This is a genomic window from Novosphingobium sp. GW821-FHT09E05, from assembly GCF_059416165.1.
Window position 1 is genome coordinate 1,794,160 of sequence record NZ_JBWKOQ010000001.1, and the last position, 12,141, is coordinate 1,806,300.

General features: G+C 67.6%; 12 protein-coding genes. 7 read left to right on the top strand and 5 right to left on the bottom strand.

The annotated features are described in order from the left end of the window. Positions 1 to 16 precede the first annotated feature (16 nt). A complete protein-coding gene (locus tag AC07M9_RS08450; protein WP_494883906.1) occupies positions 17 to 1,705 on the bottom strand; it encodes an FAD-binding protein in 1,689 nt (562 codons plus the stop codon). 241 nt (positions 1,706 to 1,946) lie between these two features. On the opposite strand from AC07M9_RS08450, the gene AC07M9_RS08455 reads away from it, so the two are divergent. The 4 genes from AC07M9_RS08455 to AC07M9_RS08470 all read left to right on the top strand — a co-directional run bounded on the left by AC07M9_RS08455 (position 1,947) and on the right by AC07M9_RS08470 (position 5,573). Then, entirely contained in the window at positions 1,947 to 2,261 is a 315-nt protein-coding gene (locus AC07M9_RS08455) for a Rieske (2Fe-2S) protein (RefSeq protein ID WP_494882938.1), read from the top strand. 70 nt (positions 2,262 to 2,331) lie between these two features. Next, positions 2,332 to 3,525, top strand: coding sequence for an acyl-CoA dehydrogenase family protein (locus AC07M9_RS08460; protein ID WP_494882940.1), 1,194 nt, complete (start codon positions 2,332 to 2,334; stop codon positions 3,523 to 3,525). A 1-nt stretch (position 3,526) separates the two neighbouring features. Continuing rightward, positions 3,527 to 4,543, top strand: a complete 1,017-nt coding sequence (locus AC07M9_RS08465; protein WP_494882942.1) for an acyl-CoA dehydrogenase family protein — start codon at positions 3,527 to 3,529, stop codon at positions 4,541 to 4,543. A 79-nt stretch (positions 4,544 to 4,622) separates the two neighbouring features. Continuing rightward, positions 4,623 to 5,573: a cation diffusion facilitator family transporter gene (locus AC07M9_RS08470; RefSeq protein WP_494882944.1), complete on the top strand. Its 951-nt coding sequence runs from the start codon at positions 4,623 to 4,625 to the stop codon at positions 5,571 to 5,573. 177 nt (positions 5,574 to 5,750) lie between these two features. On the opposite strand, the gene AC07M9_RS08475 is transcribed toward AC07M9_RS08470, so the two are convergent. The 3 genes from AC07M9_RS08475 to AC07M9_RS08485 form a co-directional block, all read right to left on the bottom strand. Beyond that, positions 5,751 to 6,770, bottom strand: a complete 1,020-nt coding sequence (locus AC07M9_RS08475) for an alpha-ketoacid dehydrogenase subunit beta (protein ID WP_494882946.1) — start codon at positions 6,768 to 6,770, stop codon at positions 5,751 to 5,753. Then, positions 6,767 to 7,765: a thiamine pyrophosphate-dependent dehydrogenase E1 component subunit alpha gene (locus AC07M9_RS08480; RefSeq protein WP_494882948.1), complete on the bottom strand. Its 999-nt coding sequence runs from the start codon at positions 7,763 to 7,765 to the stop codon at positions 6,767 to 6,769. Before AC07M9_RS08480 ends, AC07M9_RS08475 begins: the two co-directional genes overlap by 4 nt. Positions 7,766 to 7,836: 71 nt before the next feature. After that, positions 7,837 to 9,600 carry a class I adenylate-forming enzyme family protein gene (locus AC07M9_RS08485; RefSeq protein WP_494882950.1) on the bottom strand — a complete coding sequence of 588 codons (1,764 nt, stop codon included), beginning with the start codon at positions 9,598 to 9,600 and terminating at the stop codon, positions 7,837 to 7,839. A 280-nt stretch (positions 9,601 to 9,880) separates the two neighbouring features. Between AC07M9_RS08485 and AC07M9_RS08490 the strand changes: the two genes are divergently transcribed. The 3 genes from AC07M9_RS08490 to AC07M9_RS08500 all read left to right on the top strand — a co-directional run bounded on the left by AC07M9_RS08490 (position 9,881) and on the right by AC07M9_RS08500 (position 11,813). Beyond that, a complete protein-coding gene (locus AC07M9_RS08490) occupies positions 9,881 to 10,879 on the top strand; it encodes a zinc-dependent alcohol dehydrogenase family protein (protein WP_494882951.1) in 999 nt (332 codons plus the stop codon). Positions 10,880 to 10,965: 86 nt separating this feature from the next. Further along, positions 10,966 to 11,469, top strand: a complete 504-nt coding sequence (locus AC07M9_RS08495; protein ID WP_494882952.1) for an SRPBCC family protein — start codon at positions 10,966 to 10,968, stop codon at positions 11,467 to 11,469. Beyond that, complete coding sequence (locus AC07M9_RS08500) at positions 11,466 to 11,813, top strand: ArsR/SmtB family transcription factor (protein WP_494882954.1); 348 nt, start codon at positions 11,466 to 11,468, stop codon at positions 11,811 to 11,813. The genes AC07M9_RS08495 and AC07M9_RS08500 overlap by 4 nt, the downstream gene beginning before the upstream one ends. A 9-nt stretch (positions 11,814 to 11,822) precedes the next feature. On the opposite strand, the gene AC07M9_RS08505 is transcribed toward AC07M9_RS08500, so the two are convergent. Next, complete coding sequence (locus AC07M9_RS08505; protein WP_494882955.1) at positions 11,823 to 12,122, bottom strand: PaaI family thioesterase; 300 nt, start codon at positions 12,120 to 12,122, stop codon at positions 11,823 to 11,825. Positions 12,123 to 12,141: the final 19 nt, after the last annotated feature.

Consider the following 12,141-nt stretch of genomic DNA (forward strand, 5'->3'; position numbering starts at 1 on the left):
CCCGCCTTCGCGCGTCTCAAACCGCCGCCGCTTCGCGCACACCCGCCGCCGCCCGCTGGTTACCCGAACGCTCGGCGATGTCGTTGGCGGCGATGTAGCCGAAGGTCATGCCCGGCCCGATCGTCGCCCCCGCTCCGGGGTAGGTGTCCCCGAACGGCGTGCCCGCATTGTTGCCCGCCGCATAGAGACCCGGGATCGGCGTGCCCGAATGGTCTAGCACCCGCGCCCGCGCGTCACACCTCAGGCCGCCCTTGGTGCCGAGATCGCCGTTGTTGATCGGGACCGCATAGTATGGCGCGGTATCGATGGGGCCGAGGTTGGGATTGGGCTTGGAACTGGGGTCGCCGAACATCTGGTCGTAGGGGTTCATGCCGCGCCCGAATTCGGGGTCGATGCCGGTGGCGGCATAGGCATTCATCTTCGCGACGGTCTGGCGCACGGCGTCGACCGGGACGTGGATCTTGCGGGCAAGTTCCTCGATCGTGTCGGCCCGGAAGACGTAATGATCCCACCAGTCGGCGGGGACTTTCTTCTCGGGCGTGTGGACCGTGGGCATGAGCCCCCCCGCGCTGAACTTGCGGCGGAACTTGGCGTCAAAGATCAGCCAGCACGGCATGTTGGCGCCGCTGGCCTCCTGATCGCGGACCATCGCCTGCCCGAACTGGTCGTATCCGCACGCCTCGTCAACGAAGCGCAGCCCCTTGCGATTGACGACCACGCTCCATGGGCGGCCGACGTCGAAGGCGGCCTGATGGATCTCGTGGAAGTTCGCGGCGCCCTTCATCGGCAGCGTCATGGTGGGAATCCACCAGCCCTGCTCGGTATGCTCGGTGCTGGCCCCGACCGCTTCGGCGGCGATCAGGGCCTCTCCCCGGTTGCCGTCCTCGGGCGTGGAGGAGTGCCGGGTCAGGCCGGGGACCGGGAAGAAGCGGTCGCGCAGTTCCTGGTTCCACTCGAACCCGCCCGCGGCTAGGACCACGCCGTGCCGCGCCTCGACCGCGTAACTGCGCCCGAAGCTGGAGACTTCGACCCCGGTGATCCGCCCACCTTCGTCGACGGTCAGACGGTCGAGCTTCGTCTCCAGCCGCAGTTCCACGCCTCGCCTGAAAACCTGCTCGTACGTCGCGCCCATCAGCGCCGCGCCTTGCGTAAAACGCTTGTCGCGGTGCGAGACCTTGCGGGTGCCCCGGTCCATCCAGTAGCGCCCGATCATCTTGCCCGCGACGGTGCGCCAGCCCTTCGACTGCATCATCAAAGCGAAGGTCTCGGTGAGATCCATGGCGTAGCGGCCAAACAGCTTGAAGCGGTTGTACTGCTCGCGCATCAGGGCATAGCGCCCGTCGCCCAGTCTGCGCCCGTCGAAGGTCGGCACGATCACCGAGCGGTCGGCGCGGGCGCCGGGACGGCCCGGAAAATAGTCGGGCCACGCCGCCGCCAAGACCGCAACGCCGGTAGATTTCAGGTACTGCAGCATCTTCGGGGCTTCATCGACGAAAGCCTCCAGTCGTTCGCGGTTCACCGGCTTACCGATCGTCGCGTCAAGGTATTCGAGCGCCGAGGCGCGGCTGTCGCCCACTTCGCCGTCGAGCCCATGGTTGGGTATCCACATCACTCCGCCCGAAGTCGCCGAGGTACCGCCGAACTTGTGCGCCTTCTCCACGATCAGCACTTTCATGCCCAGGTCCGCGCTGCGCAGCGCCGCCATCGCCCCGGCCGCGCCCGACCCGACCACGACGACATCGAAGGTTTCCGCAAAGGCCACCGGCTCACTCTCCCTGACGGGGCGTTGATGCCCTCGTGCGCTCCTTATCGCGTCCACGGCTTGCCCTAGAAATGACCGCCGGGGTACTGCGAGTTGCTTGGCCCTGCTCTGGCGTCCGCGGCGCGCTTGCGCCATGAGGTCGTGCGAAGCAGGGACGAACGATGCAGAAAGTCGAAACAGCACAATGAGCGAAAAGGCATTCGTCGCCGTGGCGAAGCTGGACGAGATTCCGGCAGGCGGCAAGAAAGTGGTCGAAGTAAACGGCGTCGGCGTGATTCTGGTCAACACCAAAGACCGCATCTTCGCGGTACGCAACTTGTGCAGTCACGCCTACGAGACGCTTGAATGCGGCCGCGTCCGCGCTGGCTGGATCTCCTGCCCCGTACACGGCGCCCGCTTCGACCTCGAGACCGGCAAGCCGCTCAATCCGCCCGCCTCGATGCCGATCGAGACCTACGAGGTGCGGATCGACGGCGATGTCATCGAGATCGCCGTCTAGCCCCGCGATATCGCCCGCGCGTACCGCCCGTTCTGGACGCGCGTCCGGCCGCCGTGCTTGGACGTAATCCATGACCGATACGCCCGATCTCGCCGCGCTGCGTTCCGAAGTGCGCGCCTTCCTCCAAGCCGAGGCCCCGACCGGCTGGCGCGACGCCAGCCGTACGCAGGACGATTTCGTCGCCACTCAGCAGGGCTGGTTCGCGAAACTGGTGAAGGCCGGCTACGCGATCCCGCACTGGCCGGCACGCTTCCCCGGCGGCGGCCGCAGCCTGGCCGAGCAGAAGGTCATCTACGAGGAACTCGCCAAGGCTGACTGCCCTCGGCTGCTGCTTTCGTTCGTCTCCACCTATCACGCCTTCGCGACACTCCACGAATGTGCCAGCGAGGAGCAGCAGGCGCGTTACCTTCCCCGTATTCTTGAGGGGGAGACATGGTGCCAGGGCTTCTCCGAGCCGGGGGCGGGATCAGACCTTGCCGCGATCAAGACCAAGGCGGTGCGAGAGACGCGCGATGGCCGCGAGGTCTATGTCGTCAACGGCCAGAAGGTCTGGTCGACGATGGCCCAGTTCGCGCAGAAGTGCCTGCTGCTGGTGCGCACCTCGTCGGACGGGGTGAAGCAGGCCGGCATCACCTACCTGCTGATGGACATGGACGCGCCCGGCGTCTCGGTGCGCCCGATCCACCAGATCCAGGGCGACGAGGAGTTCGCCGAGATCTTCCTCGACAACGTCGAAATCCCCGTATCCGAGCGTGTCGGTGAGGAGGGCAAGGGCTGGGCAGTGGCGCAGGCGACGCTCGCCTCCGAGCGCGGCCTCACGCTGATGGAACTCAGCTACCGCATGCGCGGCGCGCTGGGCCGCGTCGCCGCGCTGGTGCGCGACTACGGCCACGGCGAGGACCGCGGCGTGCTGCGCGACTTCGGCGAACTGGTCACGCAAGTAGACGCCGTCTGCGCCATCGCCGACCAGTTCCTCGACAACCGCATCAGGGGCATCGAGCGTATCGGCGACGCCTCGATCGTCAAGAACAGCTACAGCCGGGCGCTGCGGGCCTACTCCAAGCTCGGCCTGCGCCTTGGCGGCATCGACGAGCAGTACATCGCGCCGATCACCTTCGGCGACCTCAACACCGGCAACTGGATGGCGGACTTCATGAACTCCTACGCCTGGACCATCGCCGGGGGCAGTGAGGAAGTGCAGCGCAACATCATCGCCGAACGCATGCTCGACATGCCGCGCGAGCCGAAGGGCTGGGTCCTCTGACATGATCGAACTCAACGAACTCACCGACGCCGCGCAGAAGGCCTTCCCCGCCGACGCACTCTCCCCCTCGCGCGACGAGAGCTGGCAGCTGGTCGCCGAGATGGGCTGGCTGATGGTCCGCCTGCCCGAGGACGACGGCGGGCTTGGGCTGGGGCGCGAAGCCTCGACCGCGATCCACTTCGAGATGGGCCGGGTTCTGGCGACCACGCCGCTGATCCCCGCGCAGCTTGGCCTGCAGGCGGTACTCGCGAGCGAAGTCCTGCAGGACCGCGCCGAGTGGATCGAACGCCTCGCTGGCGGCGATTACGCCCCGCTGCACCTCCTGCCCGCCCGGCTGGAAACGGCGGCGGACGGCACGATGGCCGGCACCATCGGCGGCGTGTTCGACGCAGACATGGCCGTCGCAATCGTGGCGAAACTGCCCGCCGGCTACGCGCTGGTCCCCACCGACGCGCCCGGCGTGAGCGTGGTCGAGCGCCCGATCTGGGACCCGAGCCGCCGCCTGTTCGACGTCGTCCTGGATGGGTACGCTTCAGACCCCTCCCTCGCCCTGACCGATGCGGCGGGCGCCGCCGCGCTGCACGACGCGCTGTCGCCGGAGGCGCACCTCGCCATCGCCGCCGACTGCCTCGGTGCTGCGAACGCGGCGCTCGATCTCACCATCGAATACATGAAGATGCGCCGCCAGTTCGACCGGCCGATCGCCATGTTCCAGGCGCTCAAGCACCGCGCCGCGGACATGAAGACGCGCATCGTCATCGCCGAGGCCCTGCTGTGGAACCGCGTCCGCGACGAGGAAGCGACCCTAACCCAGCTCGGCGCCGCCAAGACGCTTGCGGCGGAGGCGCTCGCCTTTGTCACCGAGGAGGCGATCCAGCTTCACGGCGGCATCGGCCTGACGGAGGAACACCCCATCCACCGCTTCATGAAGCGCGCGATGCTCAACCTGCAGCTCTGCGGCCCGTCCGACCTTTGGAACGAGCGCAGCGGGCGCGAGGCGCTGGCCGCGCTAGCCTGATCCGTCGTCCCCGCGAAGGCGGGGACGACGTGAAGCCCCCCCCACGCAACGCAACTCCTCGCCGCACGTTGTCGCCCGCATGGCCACACCATCCGAGCCCGGCGCATCCGGGCATATCCGCGACAACATCGTCCTCTACGGCGCGCTAGCCGCCAACGTCGGGATCGCCATTGCCAAGTTCGCGGCGGCGGGCATCGGCGGCTCGTCCGCCATGGCGACCGAGGGCGTCCACTCGCTGGTCGACAGCGGCAACCAGGTGCTACTGCTCTACGGCCAGCGCCGCGCGAAGAAGGTGCCCGACGCCGCCCACCCGTTCGGCTACGGGCGCGAGCTTTATTTCTGGGCCTTCGTCGTCGCCATCCTGATCTTCGCGGGCGGCGCGGGCATCTCGATCTACGAGGGCATCGTCCATATCCAGGACCCGCACCCGATCGCCGACCCGACGCTCAGCTATATCGTGCTGGGCGTGGCCTTCGCGATGGAGGGCACGTCATGGGCGCTGGCGGTGCGCGAATTCAACGCCGGGCGCGCGGGACAGGGCTGGTGGCAGGCGGTCCGCCGCTCGAAGGACCCGCCGGGCTTCATCGTCCTGTTCGAGGACAGTGCGGCGCTGGTCGGCCTCGTCGTCGCCGCGCTGGGGATCTGGGCGAGCGGCTATTTCAACGACGCGCGCCTCGACGGCGCGGCGTCGGTGCTCATCGGCCTGGTGCTTGCAGGCGTCGCGGTGCTGCTGGCACGCGAATCGAAGGGACTGCTCATCGGCGAGGCCGCGGACCCGTTGCTGATCGAGCAACTGCGCGCGGTGATGGACGGCAACGCCTGCATCACCTCGGTCAATCACGTCCGCACCGTCCACACCGGCCCAGACGCGGTCTTCGTCGCCATCAGCGCCGACTTCGCTGACGATCTCCCGATGGGCGAGGCGGAGACGTTGATCGAGGACCTGGAGACGCGGATGAAGGCGCTGTCGCCGAAGATCACCTCGATCTACATCCGTCCCGAAAAGCGCGAGCAGGCGTTCGTGAACTGACGCTTCTGTTCTTCGTCATGCCCCCGCAGGCAGGAACCCTCCGGACATCGCCTAAGGAAGTTACGTCAAATGGCCCCGCCTTCGCGGGGATGACGAATCACGCATGGCGGCAAATGACAAACCCCTCCCCCGAGTAACCGGGAGAGGGGCATGTCGTACCGTCCTGCTACGCGCCGGTCAGTCGTATTCGCAGAGCGCCTTGGCGGCGGCGGCGATGTCGGCCGGCTGCACGAGGAAGGCGTCTTCCAGCACCTTGGCGAACGGCACCGGGCTGTACGGCGCGCCGAGGCGGCGGACCGGCGCCTTGAGCTTGCGGAACAGCACTTCCTGGATGGTCGAGGCGATTTCGCCGCCCGGACCGAAGTGGCGCACCGCCTCGTGGACGACGATGGCGCGGCCGGTCTTTTCGGCGGAAGCGAGGACGGCGTCCTTGTCCCAGGGCGAGACCGTGCGCAGGTCGATCACCTCGGCGGAGATGCCCTGCGTTTCGAGTTCGGCCGCCGCGGCGAGGCAGTTGGCGACCATGCCCGAGTAGGTGATCAGCGAGATGTGCGTGCCTTCGCGGGCGACGCGCGCCTTGCCGAGCGGGATCGGGCCCTGGTCGGCCGCGACGTCGCCGGGGACGAACATGGTGCGGCTGTTCTCGATGAACAGGACCGGATCGGGATCCTGGATCGCCGAGAGCAGCAGGCCCTTGTAGTCCGCCGGGGTGGCGGGGGCGACGACCTTGATGCCCGCCGTGTGCGCGAACCAGCCCTCGTAGTGGTCCGAGTGCTGGCCGGCGGTCTGCCAGCCGGCGCCGGTCAGGGTGCGGATCACCAGCGGAACCTGACTCTGCCCGCCCGACATGAAGCGCAGCTTCGCGGCGTGGTTGACCACCATGTCCATGGCCACGGTGATGAAGTTCATCAGCATGATCTCGGCCACCGGCTTGTAGCCGGCCATCGCCGCGCCGACGGCGGCGCCGATGATCGACTGCTCGGCAATCGGGGTCGAGCGCACGCGCATGTCGCCGAACTTGGCCGACAGCCCGCGCGTGGTGCCCATCACGCCGCCGCCTTCGCGGTCGGCCACGTCCTCGCCGAAGACGAGGACCTTGGGGTCTTCCTCCATGGCCTGGAACAGCGCCGCGCTCACGGCGGCCTGTCCGGTCATCTTCAGCATTTCGGTCGTCTGTGCTGCGGTTTCGGTGCTCATGCCGGAATCTCCTCGGCAAAGACGTCGCGGCGCAGTTCGTCCACCGACGCATATCCACTCTCGAAGGCGAAATCGATCGCATCCTGGACTTCCGCCTCGGCCGCGGTCTTGATCGCTTCCAGCTCGTCCTCGGTGGCGACGCCGGTGTCGATCAGCAGCTGGCGGAACAGGACCAGCGGGTCCTTGGCGAGCGCCGCGTCCTTTTCTTCCTTGGTCATGTACGTGTCGGCGTCGCCGAAGACGTGACCCATGAAGCGGAAGGTCTTGCACTCGAGCAGGGTCGGGCCTTCACCGGCACGCGCCCGCTCGATCGCGGCGTGGGCGTGGGCGTACATGTCGAACGGATCGTTGCCGTCGACGGTATAACCCGGCATGCCGTAGCCGATCGCGCGCTTCGAAATGAAGTCCACCGAAGTGCCGTTCTCGTAGCGGGTATGCTCGGCGAAACCGTTGTTGGAGCAGACGAAGATGACCGGCAGCTTCCACACCGAGGCCAGGTTCAGCGATTCGTGGAACGCGCCGATGTTGCTGGCGCCGTCGCCGAAGTAGGCGATCGTCACGCGCTTCGAACCGTCGAGCAGCGAGGCCCAGGCGAAGCCGTTGGCGATCGGCATCGAGGAGCCGACGATGCCCGTGGTCACCATCACGCCGGTTTCCGGGTGGGTGAGGTGCATCGGGCCGCCCTTGCCCTTGCAGGTGCCGTCGACGCGGCCGCAGATCTCGGCCCAGAGCGGGCGGAGCGGCATGCCCTTGGCGACCATGTCGTGGATGCCGCGATAGATCGTGCAGATCACGTCGTCGTCGGTCATCAGGTTCGACAGGGTGGAGGGGATCACTTCCTGGCCGCGCGCCGAATAGTAGGGCGCGGTGATGCGGCCACGGCGGATCTGGGTCCGGGTGAATTCGTCGTTCCGCTCGATCCGCACCATGCGGCGATAGATGTCGAGCTGGGTGGCGGCATCGGGGCTCGCCCTGTTTTCTAGCGTCTGGCTCATGAGTCCTCTCTCGAACGGCTTGGCCTTGTAGCCCCGGCGGGAATTGGGGCTGAACAGAGGTTCAGTACCTGTCACGCCGGACCTTGCAAGGGCGAGCGAAACGCCTCGGCGGTATCGCCCGCGAGGCGGCGCACGGCGAGCTTGCGAACCTGGCTTGACTTGACCTTCTCGCTGCCGGTGATGGCGTAATCCTCGTCGCTGAAGAACAGGACATGGCGCGGCACCTTGAAGCTGGCGATCTCGGCCCTGCAGCGCGAGATGACCTCCGCTTCCAGCACCTGCGCGCCGTCGAGCGGGACGATGCAGGCGACCACCATCTCGCCGAGCAGGTCGTCTGGCACGCCCACCGTCTGGGTGCGTTTCACCCCCGGAATCCGCGCGATCACGTCGTCCACCTCGAGCGGGGAGACGTTCGCGCCCCCGGTCTTTATCATGTCGGTAAGCCGCCCTTCCCAGAAGAACCGTCCCGCCTCGTCCACCCGCCCCCCGTCGCCGGTGCAGAAAAAACCTTCGGCATCGAGGCACGCCTCCGGCGTCTTGCCGAGGTAGCCCGACATCAGCGTCGGTCCTTTGATGCACATCTCGCCGACCTGTCCCAACGGCACCGGTCGGCCCGATATCGGCTCGACGATCTTTAGCACATTGCCCGGCAGCGGCGAGCCGAAGGCGCCCTCGACGCGGGCCTCGGCGTCGTCGGCAACGAACGAGGTGCAGATCGTCATCGTCTCGGTGCAGCCGAACGACATCGGCACATCCCAGTCGGTATCGACGGTCGGGTGCGGCCAGATCATCTCGCCGCGGGTGATGTATTTCAGGCTGGAGAGGTCGGCTCCCTTCCACAGCGGCGAGGCGGTGAGGCGCGCCCACTGGTGCGGGCGGCCATTGAGGAACGTGACCCGCTCCTGCTCGGCCAGCGTCAGCGCCTCGTCGGCCTCGAAGGTGCGCTGCAGGATCACCGCGCCGCCGGTCGAGAAGGCCGTGCCCACCACCATCGAGACGTTGCCCGACCAGAAGAAGCCATTGCCGGTCCAGCTGCGCACGGGTTCGTGCATCGCGAACAGGCGCGGCCAGCGCCACCACTGGATCGCGAAGGCGCGCTGCGCATGAACGATGCCCTTGGGCAGGCTGGTGGTGCCCGAGGAGAAGAACAGCCCGCCGGTCTCCGCCGGATTCACGGCGTCGGCGCGGGCGAGCACGAGGGCCTCTTCGATGGTCTGGCCGTGGGCGAGGAACTGGTCCCAGGTTTCCACCGCCCCGCCCGCGTGAGCCTCCGGCGGCTCGACGTCGCCCGGCACCCCGCCCAGCGAAACGAGGCGGCGCAGGTAGGGATAGCGCGTCGAGGTCAGTCCGCCCGGCGAGCCTGCGGCGATGCCCGGCTCCAGCTCGGCCAGCATCGCGGCGAAGTCCTTCTTGAGCACCTGCTGCTCGAACAGCAGGATCGAGACTTCGGAGGCGCGCAGGAGGTGATCCATCTCGGGCCGGGTCGAGAACGTGCTGAGCGCTGCGGGCACCCCGCCCGCCAGCGCGATGCCGAACAGGCTGGACAGGAACTCCGGCCGGTTGGTCATCAGGATACCGACGCGCTCGCCCTTCCCCAGCCCGCAGGCTACCAGCGCGCGCGCCATCTCGAGCGAGCGGGCGAGCAGGTCTTCGTAGCTCCATGACAGGCGATGCGCGCCCTTGCGCAGGATGACGGCCTCGCGCGGGCCATGACGGGCCACGACCTCGCGCAAGTAACCGCCGATCGTATGCGCACCCTGCCCCGGCTCGTCCGCGAGCGGGGGCCCGGCGACTATCGAGAGCCGTTCGGGCCGATTGTCGCCGATCCCCTGCATCGCGCCTGCCCTCTCCCGGTTGTCCTCGCCGAACGGCCTAGCAGCGCCCCGGAGCGCCCGAAAAGGCGCGAGGACGCGCAGCGACGGCCCAGTCACATCGCTGCGCCGCGGCAGGCAAAGCCATCGCCCGAGCGCACCGGATTCCGGCTGCGCGCGGGGGTGGTGGTGGGCTAGGTTCGCTGGCGAGGTTGCCTTGAGTTCAACCACCTTCGTCCTTCCCGCCTTCGCGGGAACGACGAGGTTTCGGTTGCGACGACATGCACGCAAGGGAGGAAGCTCAGTGAAGCAGGCGACGATCGAAAGCGGCAAGGGCATCGCCACCATCGCGATCCGAGAGGTCGCCACGCCCGAGCCCGGCCCCGGCGAAGCGCTGGTCCGCATCCGTGCGGCGACACTGAACTTCCGCGACCTGATCGTCGCCAAGGGCCTGATCCCCGGCCTCGGCAAGGAACCCGAGGTCGTGCCGCTCTCGTGCGGCGCGGCGGAAGTGGTGGCGCTCGGCGAAGGCGTCACCCGCGTCGCGGTTGGCGAGCGGGTGGTGCCGATCTTCGCGCCGTTCTGGCTGAACGGATCGACGCCCGACCCGCGCATGCTTGGCGGCCCGATCGATGGCGTCGCGCGCCAGTACGCGGTGTTTTCGGCGGAAAGCCTGTGCCGCCTCCCGGACGAACTCGGCGACTTCGAAGGCGCGACGCTGGCCTGCGCGGGCCTGACCGCCTGGTCGGCGCTCACCGCCTTCCGGCCGACCGCGCCCGGGGACTGGGTGCTCGCCCACGGCACCGGCGGCGTCGCGATCGCGGCGCTGCAACTGGCCAGGGCAATGGGCGCCAGGGTGGCTATCACCTCCTCGTCCCCCGCCAAGCTGGCCCGCGCGGCGAGCCTCGGCGCGGACCTCTGCATCGACTATCGCGCCTCGCCCGATTGGGCCTCCGAGGTCCGCAAGGCGCTGGGCGACCGGCCGATCGCCAACGTCATAGACACCGTGGGCGCGGTGCAGTTCGACGACAACGCCGCGCTCCTCGCCCCCGGCGGCCAACTCTCCGCGATCGGCATGCTGGCGTCCGACTTCAGCTGGACCCGCATGGGCCAGACCGATGTGAACGTCGCCCCCATCGGCGTCGGCAACCGCGACCAGCATGAGGCAATGACGAGCTTTATCGCAAGCCATGCTATCCGCCCGGTGGTTGATGCGGTCTACGATCTCGAGCGCCTGGCGGATGCCTACCGCCATCTGGACAGCGGCACCTTCTTCGGAAAAGTGGGTGTAAACTTGCTCTGAGAGCTGACCGATGACTCGGCGCGCAACCTTCAGGTTGCGTGGAAAAATTTTCGATGATAATAAAGCGCGCAACCCGGAGGTTGCTCATGGAACAGGACCGCATCGAAAAGAAGATCGTGTTGAAGGCGTCACGCGAAAGGGTGTGGCGCGCGATCAGCGAACCTGCGCAGTTCGGAATCTGGTTCGGTGCCGAGATCGATGGACCTTTTACCGCAGGGCAAGATGCAGCCGGTCGGATCGTGCCGACCCGGGTCGACCCCGATGTCGCGCGCCTGCAGGAACCGCACCGGGGCGCGCCGTTTCGCATCAGGATCGAGCGTATCGAGCCGATGCACCTGTTTGCATTCCGCTGGCATCCATTCGCGATCGATCCGGCCAGGGACTATGATGACGAGCCGACGACGCTCGTCACCTTCGCACTGACGGAGGTCCCGGACGGTACTCTGCTCACGATCACGGAGACCGGTTTCGACCAGCTTCCGGTCGGCCGCCGCGCAGAAGCGTTGAAGTCGAACGACGGCGGGTGGGAGCACCAGACCGGGCTGATCGAACGCTATCTCGCTCTTCACGGGGAGCAGGGCGCACGATGAGCCGCGACGCGGGCCTGCCCGCCGCGACTGCCCCTCTGTTCGCTGCTCTCGGAGACCCATGCCGGCTGTCGATCATAGAGCGGCTCTGCGAACGCGGCCCCATGGCAACCGTCACGCTGACCGACGCCAGACAGGGTATTTCACGGCAGGGACTGACCAAGCATCTGCGCGTACTCGAAGGCGCGGGCCTGATCGACAGCTTTCGCGTCGGACGCGACCGGCACTGGCAGGTGCGCAGTGAACGGATCGCCGCTCTGCGCGCTCACCTGGAGCGGATGTCGCAGCAATGGGACATCCGCCTGGAGCGGTTGAAATCGCTCGTGGAAGCGCCTGGCGACGGGTGATCCGCCGGATCACGCATCGAAGACGTTGAATATACCGTCCGCCGTGCCGACGGGCTCTCCGTCGACCTCGAACAGCCCCCGCGCAAAGACGAGGCGGCGGGTGCGGCGCACCAGTTGCGGCCGGCACGTTACCAGAGCTCCCACCGCCACACCTCGCACGAAATGGTAGTTGAGCTGCGCCGTCGCGCAGCGCGGCTCACCCACCGCATCGACGGCCACGATACCCAGCGCGATGTCGGCGAAAGTCATCAGCGCGCCGCCGTGGACCACCTTCCCGTGGTCGTTGGCGGCCATTTCGCCGGTCAGCAACGCGACTTCCCGTGCCCCG